Source organism: Natronosalvus rutilus (genome assembly GCF_024204665.1).
In the GTDB taxonomy this organism is placed as follows: Archaea; Halobacteriota; Halobacteria; order Halobacteriales; family Natrialbaceae; genus Natronosalvus; species Natronosalvus rutilus.
In genome coordinates, this window is the sequence record NZ_CP100355.1 from 3,751,875 (window position 1) to 3,772,329 (window position 20,455).

The 20,455-nt window shown below is 65.5% G+C and carries 18 protein-coding genes; 7 read left to right on the top strand and 11 right to left on the bottom strand.

Annotated features, from left to right (window positions below; translation table 11 throughout):
• Window positions 1-17: 17 nt before the first annotated feature.
• A complete protein-coding gene (locus NGM29_RS18285; RefSeq protein WP_254158211.1) occupies window positions 18-191 on the bottom strand; it encodes a DUF5786 family protein in 174 nt (57 codons plus the stop codon).
• A 73-nt stretch (window positions 192-264) separates the two neighbouring features.
• The gene (locus NGM29_RS18290; RefSeq protein ID WP_254158212.1) at window positions 265-672 is read right to left on the bottom strand and encodes a hypothetical protein; all 408 of its coding nucleotides are present in this window, start codon (window positions 670-672) and stop codon (window positions 265-267) included.
• 242 nt (window positions 673-914) lie between these two features.
• Here NGM29_RS18290 and NGM29_RS18295 point away from each other — a divergent pair, with 242 nt between their 5' ends.
• Window positions 915-1,526 carry an MBL fold metallo-hydrolase gene (locus NGM29_RS18295; RefSeq protein WP_254160644.1) on the top strand — a complete coding sequence of 204 codons (612 nt, stop codon included), beginning with the start codon at window positions 915-917 and terminating at the stop codon, window positions 1,524-1,526.
• A gap of 320 nt (window positions 1,527-1,846) precedes the next feature.
• On the opposite strand, the gene NGM29_RS18300 is transcribed toward NGM29_RS18295, so the two are convergent.
• Window positions 1,847-1,996, bottom strand: a complete 150-nt coding sequence (locus tag NGM29_RS18300) for a 50S ribosomal protein L40e (protein ID WP_253429994.1) — start codon at window positions 1,994-1,996, stop codon at window positions 1,847-1,849.
• Window positions 1,997-2,111: 115 nt separating this feature from the next.
• Between NGM29_RS18300 and NGM29_RS18305 the strand changes: the two genes are divergently transcribed.
• The gene (locus NGM29_RS18305) at window positions 2,112-2,333 is read left to right on the top strand and encodes a hypothetical protein (RefSeq protein WP_254158213.1); all 222 of its coding nucleotides are present in this window, start codon (window positions 2,112-2,114) and stop codon (window positions 2,331-2,333) included.
• 22 nt (window positions 2,334-2,355) lie between these two features.
• On the opposite strand, the gene NGM29_RS18310 is transcribed toward NGM29_RS18305, so the two are convergent.
• From NGM29_RS18310 to NGM29_RS18340, 7 genes are all read right to left on the bottom strand, one after another.
• Window positions 2,356-2,862, bottom strand: coding sequence for a DUF367 family protein (locus tag NGM29_RS18310; protein ID WP_254158214.1), 507 nt, complete (start codon window positions 2,860-2,862; stop codon window positions 2,356-2,358).
• Window positions 2,863-2,957: 95 nt separating this feature from the next.
• Entirely contained in the window at window positions 2,958-4,784 is a 1,827-nt protein-coding gene (locus NGM29_RS18315) for a Rieske (2Fe-2S) protein (protein ID WP_254158215.1), read from the bottom strand.
• Window positions 4,785-5,005: 221 nt separating this feature from the next.
• A complete protein-coding gene (locus NGM29_RS18320) occupies window positions 5,006-5,938 on the bottom strand; it encodes a thiamine pyrophosphate-dependent enzyme (RefSeq protein ID WP_254158216.1) in 933 nt (310 codons plus the stop codon).
• A gap of 2 nt (window positions 5,939-5,940) precedes the next feature.
• Window positions 5,941-7,842 (bottom strand): 2-oxoacid:acceptor oxidoreductase subunit alpha, encoded by a 1,902-nt coding sequence (locus NGM29_RS18325; protein ID WP_254158217.1) that lies wholly within the window; start codon window positions 7,840-7,842, stop codon window positions 5,941-5,943.
• Window positions 7,843-8,062: 220 nt separating this feature from the next.
• Window positions 8,063-8,605 carry an NUDIX hydrolase gene (locus tag NGM29_RS18330; protein WP_254158218.1) on the bottom strand — a complete coding sequence of 181 codons (543 nt, stop codon included), beginning with the start codon at window positions 8,603-8,605 and terminating at the stop codon, window positions 8,063-8,065.
• Window positions 8,606-8,701: 96 nt separating this feature from the next.
• Window positions 8,702-9,856, bottom strand: coding sequence for a chorismate synthase (gene aroC, locus NGM29_RS18335; RefSeq protein WP_254158219.1), 1,155 nt, complete (start codon window positions 9,854-9,856; stop codon window positions 8,702-8,704).
• A gap of 210 nt (window positions 9,857-10,066) precedes the next feature.
• Window positions 10,067-11,242, bottom strand: coding sequence for an acyl-CoA dehydrogenase family protein (locus tag NGM29_RS18340; protein ID WP_254158220.1), 1,176 nt, complete (start codon window positions 11,240-11,242; stop codon window positions 10,067-10,069).
• A gap of 122 nt (window positions 11,243-11,364) precedes the next feature.
• Here NGM29_RS18340 and NGM29_RS18345 point away from each other — a divergent pair, with 122 nt between their 5' ends.
• From NGM29_RS18345 to NGM29_RS18365, 5 genes are all read left to right on the top strand, one after another.
• Window positions 11,365-12,948, top strand: coding sequence for a succinic semialdehyde dehydrogenase (locus NGM29_RS18345; RefSeq protein ID WP_254158221.1), 1,584 nt, complete (start codon window positions 11,365-11,367; stop codon window positions 12,946-12,948).
• Window positions 12,945-14,048 carry an SDR family oxidoreductase gene (locus tag NGM29_RS18350; RefSeq protein WP_254158222.1) on the top strand — a complete coding sequence of 368 codons (1,104 nt, stop codon included), beginning with the start codon at window positions 12,945-12,947 and terminating at the stop codon, window positions 14,046-14,048. Before NGM29_RS18345 ends, NGM29_RS18350 begins: the two co-directional genes overlap by 4 nt.
• A 54-nt stretch (window positions 14,049-14,102) precedes the next feature.
• Window positions 14,103-15,113: a porphobilinogen synthase gene (gene hemB, locus NGM29_RS18355; protein ID WP_254160646.1), complete on the top strand. Its 1,011-nt coding sequence runs from the start codon at window positions 14,103-14,105 to the stop codon at window positions 15,111-15,113.
• A gap of 481 nt (window positions 15,114-15,594) precedes the next feature.
• Entirely contained in the window at window positions 15,595-17,247 is a 1,653-nt protein-coding gene (locus NGM29_RS18360) for an ammonium transporter (protein ID WP_254160648.1), read from the top strand.
• A 210-nt stretch (window positions 17,248-17,457) separates the two neighbouring features.
• On the top strand, window positions 17,458-18,924 hold the full coding sequence (locus tag NGM29_RS18365; protein ID WP_254158223.1) for a hypothetical protein: 1,467 nt from the start codon (window positions 17,458-17,460) through the stop codon (window positions 18,922-18,924).
• 49 nt (window positions 18,925-18,973) lie between these two features.
• On the opposite strand, the gene NGM29_RS18370 is transcribed toward NGM29_RS18365, so the two are convergent.
• Entirely contained in the window at window positions 18,974-20,371 is a 1,398-nt protein-coding gene (locus NGM29_RS18370) for an FAD-dependent oxidoreductase (protein WP_254158224.1), read from the bottom strand.
• Between the last annotated feature and the right edge of the window lie 84 nt (window positions 20,372-20,455).

Below are 20,455 nucleotides of genomic sequence, written 5' to 3' on the forward strand. Positions count from 1 at the left end.
TCCTGTGAACTGACGCGCTAGTTACAGTCTTTGATGTCCTTGAGCCGGTCGAGCAGTTCCTCGCTCGAGGCGCCGTTTTCGAACTCGATACTCCCCTGGTGGTTGGTTTCGTCCGATTCCACCGCGCCGTCCTCGTCAAAATCCGCTTCGACGTCTCGTTGTTCGGACTCGTCGTAGCTTCCGAACCCCATATGGAGTAAACTACAGGCCGAAGCCAAATAAGGATACTGGCACCAGAACGGTACGTTCGGCGATCCGAGCGCGTCAGTCGCTGACCGACATCTCTCGTTCCCGTTCCCGCTCCAGTCGACGACAGCCCAGGACCAGCGACTCGGGGAGTTCGGCGGCGTGGGAGTGGAGCGCCTCGAATACCGCGGCCACCTCCTCGAACCGCGGACCGCGGGAGGCGACGAACGGGTCCGGCTCCCACTCGACGAACCCCAGATCGGAAAGGAGTGGCAGATGACGGTGGAAGAGCTCCGTCCGGAGCACGTCGGGGTCGGCAGGGGCGTCCGGATTGATCGCTCGCTCCGGGAGCGGAATCGTCTCGTCTCGTGGGGCATCCATGAGCGAGACGACGAGCCGACGTCGCGGTTCGGCCGAGAGGGCTTCGAATACGTCGTCCCAGTTTCGTATCGTGTCCCTGCCATTCTCGAATCGAACCGTTGTCATATCATCACGTGGGGGGCGGTAGTACTTAAGCGACCGACCTAATCAATCAGCAGTTGATCGGTCACGAGAGCAGATAGTGGCGATGAGAACCCATTTCGAGCGTATCGAACGATACCGACGGTCCCATCGCTCCTGCTCGAGTCGGCAGCCCTCTCGCCAGGCAACGGATTGTCGACGCTCGACTGACGAGTCGCTTCGAGGCCAGCGTTTTTGTCCGTCGGCATGGAGTCGTTCGTATGGATATGGAGGTACACCACGTCACGGAGGAGGCCGACACGTTCACCTGCAACGCGTTCCTGGTCACCGGTGGGCGGACCACGCTCGTCGATGCGGGCGCGATGGACGGCGTCGTCGACGTGATCCGCGAACACACCGACGACCTCGAGGCCGTCGTCCTGACCCACCAGCACGGCGACCACGTGGCCGAAATCGAGGCCGTCGTCGACGCGTTCGACCCGGCGGTCTACGCCTACGCGGATCACCCGCTCCGGACCGAGGCGCTCGAGGCCGGCGAGACGGTTCGGATCGGCGACGAGGACTTCGAAGTGGTGTACACGCCGGGCCACGCCGACGACCACGTCTCGCTGGTCTCGGCGACGACCCTGTTCAGCGGCGACGTCATCGTCCACGACGACGGCGCGTTCGACTACGGCAGTTTCGGACGGACCGACATGCCAGGACAGTCCCGGGAGACGCTCATCGAAAGCCTCCAGCACCTGCTCGATCGGCTTCCTGAGGGCGTCGAGCACCTCTATGCGGGGCACGGCGAGGTGTTCCACGGCGACGTCAAAGACGTAATCGAGACGGCGCTCGAGCGAGCGGAGAAGCGAGAGCCGAAATATCCCGACGAGTAGTAACGCCGGTGCTCCCTCAGTCGATGTTCGTTTCTCGTTTCACGACGTAAAAAACGACCAGCACGTCACGGCCGAGGGTGCGGCTCGAGCGATGCGAGAGTTGCCCGACGGAAACGCGCGCGTTTCCGAGCATCGCGAACGCGTCGCGTTCGCTCAACGGGGAAGGGCAGACTACAGGCCCGCCTGGTGGACTGGAAGGGCGAAGTGGGCTCGGGACGAAGTGGAGTCGCTGCGTCGGCACTGCACCGAGATTGAAGAGATTCTGCCGTCGCTATCGTGATACGAACGGCCTCGAGTGGAGAGAAACGGGACCGAGTCGATCAGGCCGCGCGGGCTTCCTTCGCCTTAGGGCGGAGGTTCTTGTAGCCGCACTTACGACAGCGCGTCGCTCGCTGGGAGTTGCGGGCGTTACAGCGCATACAGATCATCTTCTCGAGCGTCCGTTTTTCCGCGGCGTCGAAACTGGCCATACCGGTCGTTAGCCGGAGGGCCATATAACGGCTGTGATCCATTTTTGGCACCACGACCACGGAGTTCGAGCCGTCGAACGGTGCGCTTACAACCGGTTCGGCCGTTTCGCCGGACGTGAGCGACGACAGGGCGACTTCGATGCGAGCGACGCTGGTCCACCGGAGCCTCCAGGCGATGGGCGTCGGCTTCCTCCTCTCGGGGCTCGGCGTCGGCGCGCTGCTCGCCAGCCAGGACAGTATCGCGTTCGGCATCGTCGCCATCCCGCCGCTGGTTCTCTGCGGGGTCGGCGTCCTGTTGCTGGTGCCCGTCGGGCGTCGAGGCTCGAGCGAGAGCTGACGGATTCGGGATAGAAATCGACTCACGTGTCCTCGTCCGCCAGATACTCGTCCTGTACGGCGACCACCTCGCTCGAGTCCGCACACCCGGCGTACCGCCGCAGCGGCTCCTCGTTGAGCGTCAGGAACGTCTCACCCCAGCGAAACGGCTCGAGGAGGTCGGCGGCGGCCTCGGCGTGACCGAAGATGCGGAGCGCCGCGGCGAGCGCCTCCACGGTCGTCAGCCGGAACGGCCGGCCGTAGTTGACGGGATTGGCGGCGACCAGGAAGGGAAGTGCCCGGTGGACGCCCGACATCGAGAACGCGGCCTGCTCAGCGGACTCCCAGGAGCAGTCGAGCGCCACGAGCGTGTCGAGGGCGTCGTCGGCGTCTGTCGGTGAAAGCGCCCGCTCGGCGTGGGGGTTGAGCACGACGCCGTAGGGGACGGCCCGCATCGAGCGATGGAGGATCGCCCGGTCGAAGCGCTCAAGGCGCCGGGCCGTACACTTCTTCGGGTCGTCGTCGCCCTCGTAGTAGACGTGACACTCCACGCCCCGAGAGAGGGGCGTGGGGACCAAAAGGGGGTCGATCTCTGCGTTCCCGTGCGAGCGTCGGGATCAGGGACAGGTCCGGCCTCGAGTCGATCTTAGGCCTCGTGGATCGCCTCCCCACGATTCAGCCGCGAGGCGATTCGGAACGTCTGTTCGGCCTCGCGGTTCGTCGGGAAGTGGGCGCCCATGTACCGCGCCGTCGCGAGCAGGGGCATCCGTCGCGTACGCTCGTCGACGGATGGGTCGCCGGCCCCTGCATCGGCCGCTCCCTCCCCCGCGAGCAGGTCGAACTGTTGGAACGCCGCCTCGACGTTCTGGAGCGTGTGGAAGCCGGCGTCCTCTCGGAGGAGCCCGCGGCCGAGTGTCTCCTTCAGGTCGTCGGGGTCGCCGCCGCAGTCGAAGAACTCGGCAACGAGTCGGCCCGCCTCGTTGACCTCGCCCTCGCGGTCGAACGTTTCGAGGAGCGCCTCGAGGATCGCGTCCGGCTCTCGTCCGCTCTCGTTGTTCCCCGGCTCCGGCACCGGCGCGGGCGGCGTGTTGAGGAACCGGTCGAGGTAGACGCTCATTGCCGCGTCGAACACGCCGCGGTACAGTTCGACGGCGTCGGTTCGGCGGGTCGTCTGGTGAACTGCGTTGGCGTAGGTGAACGTGTGGTGGACCGTGTTCCAGTCGGAGAACTCGTTGGCGACGCCGAACTGGGCGACCCGCGTCGTGGCCGCCTGGGTGACGACCGCCGCGAGGTCCTCGGTCGTCGCGCCGTCGGCGACCGCCTCGGCCAGCGCGTCGACGATGGCTTCGGGATCGTCGCCGAGCAGCGTCGTCTGGAGATTGGCTGGCGCTTCCCACTCGCCCGCCTCGCGAGCCTCCGCTCCCTCCGCAGCCAGCGCCTCGAGCCCGCTCGTCTCGCTCACGTCGCCGCCGTAGACCTCTTCCAGCAGGGCCACGAGGTCGACTGGCTGTCGCCACGACGACGATTCATCGCTTCGGCTGGCGGTCACCAACGGCTCGACCAGCGACGCGAGGACGTCCCCCGCGAGGTCCCAGCCAACGTGCTCGAGGGACTCGAAGGCCGTGTTGGCGAAGTCCAGCACGTGGCCTGTCGTGAGGTAGGGGTGATCGGTCACCGCGGCGAAGACGATCTCCGCGACCTCGGCTTCGGCGTGGCCGGCCGCGACGGCCGTCCGCAGACAGCGCTCGGCGCCATCGGCGTCCCGGACCTCGACGCACTCGCGGAACCAGTCTTTGAGGCGCTCGAGAGATACCTCGCCCGTCGAGAACGAGGGCTGGTCGAACTTCGGTGGTTCGCCCGCACAGTCGCTCGCGACGTGGCGAACGCCGGTGTAGAGCGCCCGCTTTCGGTCCTCGGGTGCGAGGTCGTCCATCACGTTCGCCATGCAGCCGAGAATGGTCGCGCCAGAGGACCAGCCCATGTCCCGGTAGCGGGTGGCGAACTCGAGCGTCGTCGCCATCGGTTCGGCGTAGTCGACCCCCGCGTCCAGCAGGCCGATAGTCGACTTGGCGGTCACCAGGCGCAGGTTCTCCTCGAGACCCGTCTCCAGCCTGTCGGCCCAGTGTTCGGCCGGCGAAGTTTCGAGCGGGGGATTCGGGTCGACGTAGACGATGCCGTCGCGGACCTCGGTCGGGTACGTTTGGACGTCGTCGGCCCACGGATCGAACGTGTCCCCGCAAGAGAGCTCGAACCGGGCGTGGTGCCAGTGGCAGGTCAGGATGCCGTCGTCGACGGTTCCCTCCGAGAGGGGAAAGCCCATGTGCGGACAGCGATTGTCGACCGCCCGGACCTCGCCCTCGTGGTAAAAGAGGGCGATGGCCGTGCCGTTCTTCGAGAGCAGTTCGCGACCGCTCGTTCGGAGGTCCTCGAGAGAGAGCGCCTCGACGAATCCCGATTCGGTGTCGGATGACATACGAGAACGATGGACGAGGAGTCCTAAAGGCGTTCCCTGAAATTAATTTAAGCACGGCGAGCGGGAGGAACGCGTCTCTTCGCGGGTGCGTGTCGTGAACGTGGGCTCGGGAGCATGAGTACGCGCTGTGACTCGAGCAACTGCTCTCGAGAATCGGGCCTCGAGCACGATCGTCGAAAACGGGTTCGAAAAGCGAACCGGGATCGAATTCGAACGCGAGGTTACTTGTGGCGCTCGAGCAGGTCGTAGCTACGCTCCCACTCGGCGTCGTCGTCGAAGTACCGCTCCGCGAGCGGTTCCTCGGGCATCTCGCCCAGTTCCTTCTTCTGTTGCTGGTAGGACGGACGCTCGTCGACAAAGTACCGGCCGGTGAGGACGGTTCCCTCGTAGAGCGCGTTCTCGGTTTCGAACATCATCTCCTGGGCCTCCTTGCGGTCGTGGATGTCGAAGTCGTAATCGTCGGACTCCTGGACGTCGACGTACGGGACGTACTGTCGGGCGTCCTTGTTCCAGGTCGGACACTGGGTCAGGAAGTCGATGTGCGCGAAGCCGTCGTGCTCGATGGCTTCTTTGATAATCTCTTTGGCCTGGTTCGGGTTGACCGCCGCCGTTCGGGCGATGTAGGTCGCACCCGAGGTCAGCGCCAGCGAGAGCGGCCGGATCGGGGACTTCGCGTTGCCGTGAGGCGTCGTCTTCGACGTGTGGCCCTTCGGGCTCGTCGGCGAGGTCTGGCCCTTCGTCAGGCCGAAGACCTCGTTGTTGAACACGATGTAGGTCATGTCGTGGTTCTCTCGAGCCGTGTGCATGAAGTGGTTGCCACCGATGCCGTAGCCGTCGCCGTCACCGCCCGCGGCGACCACGGTCAGGCCGTCGTTGGCCAGTTTCGCCGCACGGGCGACCGGCAGCGAGCGGCCGTGGATCGTGTGGAACCCGTAGGTGTCGAGGTAGCTGTTCAGCTTGCCCGAGCAGCCGATGCCGGTGACGGTCAGGACTTCCTCCGGGGTGAGTCCGACTTCCGGGAGGGCCTGCTTCAGCGCCTTGAGGACGCCGAAGTCGCCACATCCTGGACACCAGGTCGGCTGGGGCTCGAGACCGGGCGTGAACTCGTCACGGTCGATCTCGCGTTCGTCGCCGATTGCGTTGAATGCACTCATAGTCAGTCACCTGCAGCGGGTTCGATTCGAACCTGCGCGTCCGGCTCCGCGTCCGAGCCGTCGACGTTGAGCTCGTAGCCCTCGACGACGTCGGCGGGTTCGAACGGGTTGCCGTTGTACTTGAGCAGGCTGGTCAGCTTCTCGCCGTAGCGGCCGAGTTCCTTCTGGATCAGGCCGCGGAACTGGGCCGTGGCGTTCATCTCGACGACCATCGCCTGGTCGACGCTCTCGATGAACTCGGTGAGTTCGGCCTCGGGGAACGGCATCATGTCGGAGACGCCGACGGCCTTGACCGAGTGGCCCTGGTCGTTCAGGCGCTCGGTCGCCTCGAGGACGGCGCCCTGGGCCGATCCCCAGGTGATGATGCCGAAGTCGGCCGACTCGTCGCCCGCGTAGGTCTGGTTCGAGTCGTGTTCCTCGTCGAGTTCGGTGCGGATGGCCTCGAGCTTCTCGAGCCGGCGGTCCATCTGGAAGACGCGGTTGTCGGGGTCCTCCGAGATGTGGCCGGCTGGCGTGTGCTCGTTCCCGGTCGCCAGGAAGCGCCCGCCCTTCTGGCCGGGCAACGAGCGCGGGCTGACGCCGTTTTCGACGTCGTGCTGGAACCGGTGGAACTTCCCGGACTCGTCGTGCGGGAGGTCCTCGAGTTCGTCCTCGGTGAGCGTCGAGCCCAGCGATGGGTCGGGCTCGCGGTCCAGGAAGCTGACGGGGACGTTCTCGTTCTCCCCGCTCAGCTTCTGGTCGTAGATGATGATCGTCGGAATCTGGTACTCGTAGGCGATGTGGAACGCCAGGCGCGTCTGCTCGTAAGCCTCCTCGATGTTAGCGGGCGCGAAGACGACGCGTGCGGAGTCACCCTGGCTCGTATAGAGCGTGAACTCGAGGTCGCCCTGCTCGGGTTTGGTGGGCATCCCCGTCGAGGGGCCGGCCCGCATCGACTCGAGCAGTACGATCGGCGTCTCGGTCATCTCCGCGAGGCCGAGGGGTTCGCTCATCAGGGCGAAGCCGCCGCCGGAAGAGCCGGACATGGCCTTCACGCCGGCGTGGCTCGCGCCCACGGCGAGTGCCGCGGCCGCGATCTCGTCTTCGACCTGCTCGGAGATCCCGCCCATGTCGGGCAGGTTCTGGGACATGATGGTGAAGACGTCCGTCCACGGCGTCATCGGGTAGCCGGCGATGAACCGGCAGCCGGAGTCGATGGCACCGTAGGCGATGGCGTTCGAGCCCGAGAGCAGCGCCTGCTCGTCCTCGTGGTCGCCCTCCGGGATGCGGAGGTCGTGCTCGAAGTCGTACTCCTCCGTGACCATGTCGTAGGCGTCGTGGAGGATCTCGAGGTTCGGCTCGAGGATCTTCTCGGGCATGGCGTCGCGCATCAGGTCCTCGATGTGCTCGAGGTCCATCTCCAGGAGCGCCGCCGTGACGCCGACACCCGCGGTGTTGCGCATGACCTCGCGGCCGTGCTCTTTGGCCATCGAGCGCAGGTCGATGTCGAAGACGTGCCAGTCGTTCTCCTCGGCGCGCTCCTCGAGGTTCAGGGACTCGACATCGTCCTCGGAGAGCAGCCCCGAGTCGTAGACGATGATTCCGCCCTCGTTGAGCTCGTCTAAGTTCTCCGAGAGGGGTTTGATCTCCTCGTTGCCGTAGTAGGCGCCTTCCTTCGGGTTCCGGGCGAAGGAGTCACCGAGTGCGAGGAGGAAGTTGTACCCGTCCCCCCGAGACTGTACCTTGTGCCCCGCCGCGCGGATCTCGACGTAGGTGTGGCCACCGCGAATCCGAGACGGATAGTGTCGGTGGGTAAATACGTCGAGGCCCGACCGCATGAGGGCCTTCGCGAAGTTCTGACTCGTCGAGTCGATTCCGTCTCCGGAACCGCCTGCGATTCGCCAGATAAGTTCATGGTCGCTCATGGTGGATAAGCGGCCTCGGTGGCCAGCAGTATGCGGAATTTTGCTCCAGCGAACCTAAAGCCTTTGCTATAGATTACCAAGAAACTTTCGTGAAGAATGAGGGTCCGGGCAGGATATCTCCCCCGTTTCCGGGTGTACGTACGGAAAACGCGTTTAGAATTGTAGACAGATGCCAGTCATATCGACGCTCGAGGTCTAGCACTACGGGACGAACGACCGATCACGCCCCACCACCGTACGACCTGGTCGCGACCTCGTCGTAGAGAACCGTCGACGGGGGCTCCGAAAACCAGCCGACGTCGGCGATTTCGCCGTCTCGAGCACGCGGTTCGCCGCCGGCGTACTCGCCGGCGAAGATCACGATCAGGTCGAACACCGTGGGATCGTCGGGTTCGAGCGAGCGATGTTCGATCACGTGCACCTCGAGCACGCCTGTAATCTCGCACTCGACGCCTGCCTCTTCTCGAAGTTCCCGACGGGCGGCCTCCCGGTAGGTTTCGTCGGGTTCTCGCTTGCCGCCGGGGTCGCCCCAGCCCTCGTCTCCCTCGTTTCGGACCAGCAGCACCGCTCCGTCGGCGTTCGTCAGCCAGACGCCCGCGCCACCGAGTGCCTCCTCGTCGGCCCGCTCGCGGACGCGACGGTATCGCTCAGGGGCGTGCTCCCACGTCTTGTCGACCGCGTCGAATTCGCCGTACTCGCCCCGCAGGTCGGCAATCGACGACTCGACTCGGCTCCTGGTTCGTTCGGTGACGGGAGCGACCATCTCGCAATACTGATGGTGCCGCCCAGTTAGTGATTTCGCTCGAGTGATGGACGAGTACGAGTTCGAACGCGAGCGAGGGCGGGCGCAGGACGCGCCTCACTCGTTCCGCGGATTGGTCGGGTGGTAGTCGGTATCGTACTCGCCGGGCGTTCCATCTACCCGGTCGGGATTGATCCGGCCCGACAGCAACATGAAGTCCACGAGCGTGAGCGCGAGCATCGCCTCGACAACCGGCACCCCGCGCGGCGGCAATACGGGGTCGTGGCGCCCGATGACCTGGGCGTCCTCGACGACCTCGCCGGTCTCCCAGTCGACGGTCTGCTGGGGCGACGGAATCGAGGTGGGCGCGTGGAGGGTGACTTCGCCGTAGATCGGTTCGCCGCTCGAGATGCCGCCCTGGATGCCGCCGTGGTCGTTCTCGACGGGCGTCGGGTTGCCGTCCTCGCCGAACTCCCAGTCGTCGTTTCGCTCCGTCCCCGCGTACTCTCGAGCCTCCCGACCCAGCCCGAACTCGAAGGCCGTCGTCGCCGGAATCGCCATCATCGCCTGGCCCAGCCGAGCGGAGAGTGAGTCGAATCGCGGGGCGCCGAGTCCGACAGGGACGCCTCGAGCCTCGAAGTAGATGCTCCCGCCGATGGAGTCGCCGGCTTCCTGGTACTCCTCGATGAGCTCCTGCATCTTCGCGGCGGTTTCGGGGTGGGCACAGCGCACGTCGTTTTCTTCGCTGTGCTCGAGAATCTCCTCGAAACTCACGTCGGGCGCCTCAACGTCCCCGATCTGATTGACGTGGGCTTTGAGTTCGATCCCCTCACCCGCGAGGAGTTTCTTCGCAACCGCGCCCGCGGCGACCCAGTTCACGGTCTCGCGTGCAGACGAGCGTCCGCCGCCGCCCCAGTTGCGCGTGCCGAACTTCGCGGAGTACGTGAAGTCGCCGTGGGAGGGTCGCGGTGCGGTGATGAAGGGTTCGTACTTTCCCGAGCGGGCGTCCTTGTTCTCGATGACGAGGCCGATGGGTGTCCCGGTGGTGTAGCCGTCCTGGATCCCGGACTTGATCGAGACCGAGTCGGGTTCCCCGCGACTGGTCGTGATCATCGACTGGCCGGGTTTTCGCCGGTCGAGGTCCGCCTGAATGTCGTCCTCGGTCAGCTCGAGGCCGGCGGGACAGCCGGAGATCGTACACCCCATCGCCTCGCCGTGGCTCTCCCCGAAGGTCGTCACCTGGAAGAGGCGACCGAAGCGGTTGCCGTTCATGGCTGGCTCTCCGTGGCGGGCGTACTTATCGGTGCAGGATTGTGCAAGAAGGGGCGATATCGATGGTTGCTGCGGTCGCTCGGTTCGGGTCTCGAACTGGGTTTCGGTCCCGAATGCCGAACTGGGCTGGGGACTCGGCCTCGAGCCTCGGGCAACGACCGAATCAAGCTTCGAGCGACTTCTTGATCCTCGACCGACTCGAGCTTCGAGCTACCCGTCGTACGCCGGAATACCAGTCAGATCGTGACCCAGCACGAGCGTGTGGATGTCGTGGGTGCCCTCGTAGGTGTAGACCGTCTCCATATTCGCCAGGTGGCGCATGGGCGAGTAGTCCGTCGTGATACCGTTCCCGCCAAGCATCTCGCGGGCTACCCGCGACTGCTCGCGGGCCATCCGGACGTTGTTGCGCTTGGCCATCGAGACGTGTTGCGGACGCAGGTCCCCGCGCTCCTTGAGTTCGGCCAGCCGGTAGGCGAGCAACTGCGCGAGCGTAATCTGGGTCGCCATCTCCGCTAGCTTGTCCTGTTGGAGCTGGAAGCGACCGATCGGCCCGCCGAACTGCTCGCGGTCGGTCGCGTACTGGCGCGCGGTCTCGAAGCAATCCCGCGCCGCGCCAACGGCGCCCCAGGCGATGCCGTACCGGGCCTGGGTCAAACACGACAGCGGTCCCTTCATTCCCTCGACGCCGGGCAGAACGTTCTCCTCGGGGACGCGCACGTCGTTCAGGCCGATCTCGCCCGTGATCGACGCTCGCAGGGAGAGCTTCTCGGTGATCTTGTTCGTCGAGACGCCGTCGCGATCGGTCTCGACCAGGAATCCACGAACGGCGTCCCCGCCCGTCTCGTCGCTCGAGCGGTCCTTCGCCCAGACGACCGCCACGTCCGCGATGGGGGAGTTCGTGATCCAGGTCTTCGAGCCGTTGAGCACGTAACCGTCCGCATCACGTTCGGCGCGAGTCTCCATACCCGAGGGGTTCGAGCCGTGTTCGGGCTCCGTTAGGCCGAAACAGCCGACGGCCTCGCCCGCGCCGAGTTTGGGGAGCCACTCTTCTTTCTGCGCTTCGCTCCCATAGGCATGGATCGGGTACATGACCAGGGCGCCCTGGACGGACGCCATCGACCGCAGGCCGGAGTCGCACGCCTCGAGTTCCTGCATCAACAGTCCGTACGCCGTCTCGGAGACGTTCGGGGAGCCGTATCCCTCGAGGTTCGGGGCGTAAAAGCCCATCTCGCCCATCTCCGGAATGAGGTCGGTGGGGAATGTCCCGTTCTCGAAGTGGTCGCCGATATCGGGCGCAACTTCCGTCTCGACGAACTCACGGGCAGTATCGCGAATCAATCGTTCTTCCGCCTCGAGGTCGGCCTCGAGGGAGAGGTAATCGAGCATGGGTGTACGTCCGCGAGAGGGCGTGAAAAGAACTCCTATCTCGTCGCAATAATTGCCTCTCCTCCCGCCACTTCTCGTGAGCGTGCAGTAATTACACGTCGATCCGATACGTATCGGCCGCCATGACATCCCAGCTGGCGGACTCGGTACTCTCGTCCGCCGCCGTCACAACGCGAGACCTCGAGACCCTCGCCGACCGCATCGAGACGAGTGAAGCGGCGTCAATTCCGGTTCGCGCGCCCGCGACCGACGAAGTCGTGAGCCGCATTCCAGCGTGCTCCGAAGCCGACGTGGAATCCGCCGTCGAGCGCGCCCGTACGGCCCAGTCCGAGTGGGCCACCAGGGATCCAAAAGCTCGAGCTGCCGTCCTCGACCGCTTCGCCGACCTCGTCCTGGAGCGGCGCGAACGACTGCTGGACCTGATCCAGATCGAAACCGGCAAGTCCCGCGTGGACGCCGCCGAGGAGGTGCTCGACGTCCCCGCGACGGCCGCTTACTACGCGACTCGAGGTCCCGACCTGCTCGCCGACGAGTCGCGCGACGGCGTATTCCCGCTGCTGACCGACGCGCGCGTGACCTACGACCCTGTCGGCGTCGTCGGCGTCATCTCGCCGTGGAACTACCCGCTGACGCTCGCGATTACCGACGCCATCCCGGCGCTGCTCGCTGGCAACGGCGTCGTCCTCAAGCCCGATGAGAAGACGCCGTTCGTCGCCCTCGAGCTGGCCGCCTTGCTCGAGGAAGCTGGCCTCCCACCGGGAGTCTTCGAGATCGTTACCGGCGAGGGATCGACCGTCGGTCCCGCGCTGATCGACCGCGCGGACTACCTGTCGTTTACTGGGAGCACCGCCACCGGGCGTAGCGTCGCCGAGCGTGCGGGCCGGAACCTTATCGACTGTTCGCTCGAGTTAGGCGGGAAGAATCCGATGGTCGTCCTTGCCGATGCCGACCCCGAGACGGCCGCTCGTGGGGCCGTCCAGGGGTGTTTCGCGAACGCCGGGCAGCTCTGTCTCGCGATGGAGCGAATCTACGTCGAGGCGCCCCGCTACGAGGCCTTCCTCGACGCCTTCGTCCGCGAGACGCGCGCGCTCTCGCTCGGGACAGGCCTCGAGTACGGCCCCGACGTGGGCTCGCTGATCGACGGCGACCAGCTCGAGCGCGTCGAAGCACACGTCGCGGACGCCCTCGAGCGCGGTGCGTCCATTCTGACGGGCGGCCGTGCCCGACCCGACGTCGGCCCCTTCTGCTACGAGCCGACGATCCTGACCGACGTGGCGCCCGACTCGATGGCGGCCTGCGAGGAGACGTTCGGCCCCGTCGTCTCCGTCGAGCCGGTCCCCTCCGCGGGTCGGGCGGTCGAGGCCGCCAACAAGACCGAGTACGGCCTGAACGCGAGCGTCTGGACCGGCGACCGGCGGCGCGGAATCGAACTCGCCCGCGAGATCGACGCTGGAACCGTGTGCGTCAACGACGCCTACATCTCTGGCTGGGCGGCCACCGACGCGCCGATGGGCGGCGTCGGGGACTCCGGCCTGGGTCGTCGCCACGGCCCCGAGGGGCTCGAGCGGTACCTCGAGTCGAAGACCATCGCCTCCTCGCGCGTCGGACCAGTGTGGAACCCGCCCGGCGTGCCCGCTCGCTGGTTCGTTCGCGGAATGGTTGGCGCCCTGGGCGTCCGGAAGCGACTCTCGAGGTGGTTCCGATGACCGATTCCGATCCACGAGTCCTCCTGACCGGCTTCCCCGGCTTTCTCGGCTCCGCGTTGCTCGGGCGACTGCTCGCTCGCGGTGACGAGCCTGTCGCCTGCCTGGTCCAGCCGCAGTACAGACCACTTGCCGAGCGACGGGCCGCTGAATTGATCGAGGCGGTGGACGGCATCGACGCATCGTCCGAGCCGATTCGACTGTACGAGGGCGACATCACCGAACCCGAACTCGGCCTCGACACCGGCGCGTTCGACGCACTCGAGTCCGTTCGCGAGTGCTACCACCTCGCGGCCGTCTACGACCTCGGCATTCAGCAGGACCTGGCCGAGGCCGTCAACGTCCGTGGGACCGAACACGTCCTCGACGCAGCCGAAACGCTGGACGTCGATCGCTTCCAGTACGTCAGTACCTGCTACGTCAGTGGCCGCTACGACGGCGTCTTCACCGAGGCCCACCTCGAGGAGGGGCAGTCGTTCAACAATCACTACGAAGAGACCAAGTATCGCGCGGAGGTGCTGGTCCAGGAGCGCATGGCCGAGGGGCTTCCGGCGACAGTCTACCGGCCGTCGATCGTCGTCGGCGACAGCGAAACTGGCGAGACGGGGAAGTACGACGGCCCGTATTATCTACTCCGCCTTTTGGCCGCACAGCCGGCGGCGTGCTCGGTCGGCCTGTCGCTCCCGGCCTCGAGTCGGACGGAACTCAACGTCGTCCCGCGGGATTTCGTCGTCAACGCCATCGCCCACCTCAGTGCTCACGACGACGCCGTCGGCGAGGTGTACCAGCTCTGCGATCCGACTCCACTGACGGTGCCCCCGTTCGTGGACGCGCTCGCGGACGCGATGGATCACCGCGTGGTGTCACCGCTGGTTCCAAAGTCGATCGCTCGGCGAGTGCTTGCGGGGATAGAATCGATGGGCCTGCCCGCGGAACCGGCGACGATCGATTACTTCGACCACCCGACGAGTTACGCGTGTCCGAACACGCGCCGGGCGCTCGCGGGGACGGAACTCGAGTGTCCGCCGTTCGGGTCCTACGTCGAGCGGCTGGTCGAGTTCGCGCTCGAGCATCCCGAGATCGGCGACGAAGCGATGGTGTGACTCGTCTCGAGCGCACGGCTTTTGGCTGTGCCGTCGGTAGTGGCGGATATGAACGTGGACCTCACGCACCGTCCCCGCCGCCTCCGCAAGGACCGCATTCGGGGACTCGTCAGCGAAACGAGCCTCGAGCCGTCGGACTTCATCGCACCCGTCTTCGTCGACGCGACGACCGACGAGCGCGTTCCAATCGAATCGATGCCCGGTCACGAGCGCGTCCCGCTCGCAGAGGCCGTCCCCCGCGTCGAGGAGGTGCTCGAGACCGGCGTCCAGGCGGTAATGCTCTTTGGCATCCCGCGGTCGAAGGACGCCGAAGGGACTCGCGCGTGGGTCGACGACGGCGTCGTCCAGGAGGCCACCCGCCGGATTACCGACGAGACGGACGCCTACGTGATCACCGACGTCTGTCTCTGTGAGTACACCGAGCACGGTCACTGCGGGCCGCTTGAGGCGGGGGCGCGCGACTACGAAGGCGAACAGCATTCCTCGGGCGCGAGCGGCGGCCTCACCGTCGACAACGACGCCACCCTCGAGTCCCTGGAGCGAATCGCCGTCTCCCACGCCGACGCGGGCGCGGAGATGGTCGCCCCGAGCGGTATGATGGACGGAATGGTCGGCTTCATCAGGACCGCCCTCGACCGCGAGGGCCACGCCGACGTGGCGGTCATGAGCTACGCCGCGAAGTACGAGAGTGCCTTCTACGGCCCCTTCCGGGACGCCGCCGACGGCGCGCCCAGTTTCGGCGACCGCCGCCACTACCAGATGGACCCGGCCAACCGCCGCGAGGCGACCCGTGAGGTCCGTCTCGACGTCGAGCAGGGGGCGGACGTGCTGATGGTCAAACCCGCCCTGCCCTATCTCGACGTCGTGAGCGACCTTCGGAGAGAATTCGAACACCCAGTCGCCGCCTACAACGTCTCCGGCGAGTACGCCATGCTCCAGGCCGCCGGCGAGAAGGGGTGGCTCGATCTCGAGGCGGCCGCCCTCGAGTCGCTACTCTCGATCAAACGGGCAGGCGCCGATCTGATTCTGACGTACTTTGCCGAGGACGTGGCCCCGCGCCTCTGAGTCGGGTTCGCCGCAACTCGGACTGATACCTCGAGTGCGTGTGACTCGAGTATCGTACGACTCGAATCGACGGTTCATCGCGCTCGAGCGGGGCCGCTCGGACGTTCGTCCAGTCGTGGTTCCGCGTTCCGTGACGACTGGCAACGTTTGCCGCGCGCGAGCCCGAAACCAGCCGTTCCGAACGTGTACGGCGGCGGTGAAGCGATATTTGGCGCAAACGGACGCTGGCAATCGTCCAGTTTCAGTCGCTTGGGTGCCGTGCTCCTGGACGGACGGACACCTTAAATCGGTACTAGGTGCGTAATATGTTGTAGATTTTACGGCCTACAAGAGTATATCTTGACGTTCGTCAACGATAATCCTTATATTATCCACCCACATCCACATCGAACGTGAGATATAGTCCAAACATGCACAAAAAGTGGCTTGAAGCAAACGAACGTCTACAGAACAGCCCCAGCTCATCGAGGATGCTCCCATGATCGACGCCACACCGTTGCAGGTCGATCCCGAGGTGCTCGTCGAGGGCGTCAACCTCGCGTGGGTGCTGACGGTCACCTTCCTGATCTTCTTCATGCACGCGGGCTTCGCCATGCTCGAGGCCGGCCAGGTGCGCTCGAAGAACGTCGCGAACCAGCTGACGAAAAACTTGCTGACCTGGAGCGTCGGCGTGACCGTGTTCTTCCTGATCGGCGCCGGGGTCGAAGGTCTCGTCGCGGGTGACGGATTCGTGCCGGCCTTCGACGTGGCCGAACCCAACGCGTGGGTCGACTGGCTGTTCGGCGCCGTCTTCGCGATGACGGCGGCGACCATCGTCTCCGGAGCCGTCGCCGGCCGTGCGAAACTCCGCGCGTACGTCGGCTACACGTTCTTGCTGGCGGCGGTCATCTACCCGGTTGTCACTGGTCTCACTTGGGCCGGGAGTCATCTGGCCGTCGGCGGGGTCGTCTTCGAGGACTTCGCCGGCGGCATGATCGTCCACGGGATGGGCGGCATCGCCGGCCTCACCGCCGCGTGGGTCCTCGGCCCGCGCCTCGACCGCTACAACCAGGACGGGTCGGTCAACGTGATCCCCGGCCACTCGCTGACCTTCGCCGTGCTCGGCACGCTCGTGCTCGCCTTCGGCTGGTACGGCTTCAACGTCGGTACCGCAGCGACGGTCTTCGCGCTCGAGGGCGGGGAACTCGTCCTCGGGGACTTCGCCACCGTCGGTCGCGTCGCCATGACGACGACCATCGCGATGGGCTGTGGGGCCATGGGTGCCGGGCTCGTCGCCTGGCTCAAGACCGGGAAAGTCGACACCCTGTACGTCGCCAACGGCGTGCTCGCCGGACTCGTCGGTATCACCGCGATCCCCCACACGACCGCGTGGTGGGGCGCGTTCGTCGTCGGCGGGCTCGCCGGCGCCCAGCTCCCGCTGGTCTTCAGCTTCGTCGAGAACGTCCTGAAGATCGACGACGTCTGCGCCGTGTTCCCCGTCCACGGCTCGGCCGGGGTCCTCGGGACGCTCCTGTACCCGTTCGTCGCCGCACCCGGCGTCGTCGAGAGCGTCGCGAACGCGTTCGCCGCACAGGTCGTCGGCGTGGTCGTCATCGCCGGCTGGACGATCCTCGCCACGGGCCTCGTCTGGGGCGCGTTCAAAGCGGTCGGCCAGGCTCGAGTCACGCCTGAACACGAACGCGACGGCCTCGACGTGAGCGAACACGGCGTCGACACCTATCCCGAGTTCGGCACGCCCGAAGTCGCGGCCGACGGCGGTCCGATTCGAACTGACGGCGGTACTGCAGACAGCGGCATCTGGATGGTCACGGCCATCGTCCGTCCCGACCGCCTGGGCGATGTGAAGACGAACCTCGCCGGAATCGGCGCCCCCTCGCTGACGGTCACGAACGTCTCCGGTCGCGGCTCCCAGCCCGCGAAGACCGGCCAGTGGCGCGGCGAGGAGTACGCCGTCGACCTCCACCAAAAAGTCAAGATCGAGTGCGTCGTCGCCGACGTCCCGGCCACCGAGGTCGTCGACGCAATCCGCGAGGCCGCGAACACAGGCGAACCGGGCGACGGCAAGATTTTCGTTATCCCGGTCGAGGACGCCTGCCAGGTCCGCACGGGGGCAACCGGCCCCGAAGCCGTCTAACAGCGGATCGAGGCCGTTCCTGGGACAAGGTCAGAACGTTCCTCGAGACGGATTTCGAACACTACTCAAAACGAATTCTGAACGTCCGCGAGACGGGTTTCGAACGCCCCCGCGCGTTCTCGCTCGATAGTTTGGCATTGGAACCAGTCGTGAACGTCGACTGTCAGTACACACTACGTTTCAAGAGGACGTACGAAATACGTCGAACCGATGCGCCGTTCGCTCACCATCGGTCTCCTGCTCGTCGCGCTGAGCCTCGTCCTCGTCGGCGGTCCGTCGGCATTTCTCTCGCCGTCGACAGAAGACGTTGCGCCCGAGACGTCCGAGGACCCCGAGGTCGAACTCGTCACCTTCGAGGGCTCCGAGAGCGCGATCTGGGCGTACATGAGCCCGAGCAAGACGCACAAGAAACACAGCCCCATCAACGTCTTCGTTCGGGGCGACAGCGACGAGGTCGTCCGCCTGCTCCAGGAGGACGCTGACGGCGACTGGCAGGAACTCGAGGAAGACGAACAGGACGCCGACGCCGACACCTACGCGGTGTTCGGGGGGAATGAAACGAACGAAACCGACGAAGCCAACGGGACTAACGGAACTAACGGAACTAACGGTCCCAACGAAACTAACGGTCCCAACGGAACCGATGAGGGCAATGAAAGCAACGAGACCGCGAACAAAACCAACGAAACCGCGAACGAAACCGGACTCGAGGCCATCAATCGACAGATCGCCACCACCACGAACTGGGGCGAAACCGCGGGCGGAACTCGATACGCCTGGATCGATCCCGGTCCCGACGAGCCAGCCTACTGGACCACCGAAACGGTGCAACTCGACGACGGCACCTACTACGGGCAGCGGACCCACATCCGAGTCTACGCGAGCCCTAACCCCGACGACCAGTGGGTCGCCATGCAAGCCCACAGCGAGCACTTCGACTGGTTCACCCTCCGCCACCGCGTCGACGGCGTCGAGAACGCCCAGCTCGAGGTCGAACGCGAGCTCATGGCTCTCCCGCAGGTCGATCCGAAAGAGGACGTCGTCCGCCAGAACGTGGACAACGCCGGCCCCTCCGACGCCGACGGCTGGGCAACCAAAGTCAACCTGATGGGGCTCTTCGTCCTTCCGGTCTTCGGGCTCGCCGCCGGCCGGGAGATCGTCGAACGCACTCCACAGCCCCTCGAGGACCGTATCACGGAGGTCGACAAGCGACGACTCGCCGCCGCCTACGACCGGATCGAGGTTCGTCACCCCATCCTGGCGGGGGCCATCGTCGCGCTGTTCCTCGGCGTTCGCGTCGCCGGCATTGCCCTCGAGCAGTGGGCCACGTTCCTCACGATGCACAACATCGCGGCAATTCTGTATCCAGTGATCGCGCTGGGCATCCCTATCGCCACCTATCTGATCGCCCGCGGCCTCGAGTCCAGACTCGACGCGGCCGTCGCGGCCTCGATTTCGCTCGCGGCGGCGATGTGGATCGACTACGGAATGGTCGGCGTCAGTTCGCTCCCCATCGACGTCGTGCTCCAGCGGATGCTCGTGATCGTCGCCATCGGGCTCATCGCCGGCGGGGCTGCCCGACGAGCAACTCGGGACCGTGTCCTGAACGACATGCTGCTGGTCGGCGTCGCGATGTGGGGGCTCGTGCTGGTCGGCACGCTGCTCGGGTACTTCTGAACGCCGCGCTGCCGGACTTCCAGGCCGAACGGAAATAGCGTAACGCGGCTCAGTCGTCCGCTTGCGCCGGTTCCGGATCGGCACTCGCTCCGGTCTCGAACGCGTCGTCCTCGAGTCGCGGGAAGTGACCGATGGTGTCCTCGCGGAACGCCTCCTCGTCGAAGGTGTAGTCCTCCTCGAAGAAGTCGACGACCGTCTTCGCGTCCTGCATCGCGTTCTTCAGGCTGGTCGAGGCCCCCGGCGAGGGCGTGATGTTGAAGATGATGTCGTCGCCGACGATCTTCGCCTCGCCCATGTCGAGGGACTTCTTCTTCGTGTCAACGATCTGCGGGCGCACGCCGCCGTAGCCTTTCGCGCGTTCGATGTCCTCGAGTTCGGCGGTCGGGACGACCTTCTGGACGTGCGGAAGGAACGACTTCGGACCGACGTCGGGGAGGTCGTAGACGAGGTTCCGGAGCACGTACGGCAGGAGGATGCGATCGGAGAGGATGTTAGCGTAGCTGGCGAACGCCGCGACGTTGAGACCGAACACGTCGAGGAAGTCCTCGACCGTCGAGAGTCGGCCACGCTCGAGCGTCGGTACAAGCTTCGCGGTCGGTCCGAAGCGGGTGATCGAGGGGTCGTGGACGTCCGCGTCGCCGTGGACCGCGGCGAAGGGGAGCTTCTTCATCTGCAGGGTGTAGACCTTGCCGTTGAGGAAGTCGCGCGCGAGGAAGAAGCTGCCCGCGATGGGGAGCAAGACCTTGTCCTCGCCGTAGCCCAGTTCCTTGGCGATCTGGAGGCTGTGTGAGCCGGCAGCGACGACCGCGACGTCGCAGTCGAACTTGCCGCGGGCCGTGTCGAGGGTGTAGCCGTCGTACGTCTCGGTCAGGTCGGTGACCTGGGTGCCCGTGAAGACGTCGACGCTGGCCTCCTCGCGGGCGTTGTCGACCAGCGACTTGGCGACCTCGCCGTAGTCGACGACGTAGCCGTCGGGCGTCTGCAGGGCCAGCAAGTCTTTAGCGGGATCGCGACCCTCGACGACCTTCGGTTCGAGTTCGCCAATCTCCTCACGACCGATCGGGCGCAGCTTCGGAAAGAGGTCGCCGAAGCCCTCCTCGTGGTAGCGGGCATCGAGTTCGGCGACCTCGTCGTCGCCGACGCCCAGCACCATCTTCGAGCGCTTCGAGTGAATCTCGCGGTCCGGGTCGTGATGTTCGAGGTAGCCGGCCAGAATTTCGGCCCCTTCCTTGACCGTCTCGGCCTTCTCGAGGGTGTAGTTGGTCTCGATGTCTCCGAAGTGCAGGGTCTGGGAGTTGTTCGTGTGGTGAGAGTTGATCGCCGAGATTTCGGCTTCCTTCTCGAGCAGGGCGATCGACTCGATGTCGGTGAACTTCGCGGTCGTGTAGAGAAGCGACGCGCCACTGATTCCACCGCCGACGATAACGAGGTCGTATTTGCCTGACATGCGTGGTACTGGTGGTTGTCCGAACTACGGACCTGCTCCGGTTTAAGTCATGTTTTATCGGCACGTGTGCCATCAACGATCGTC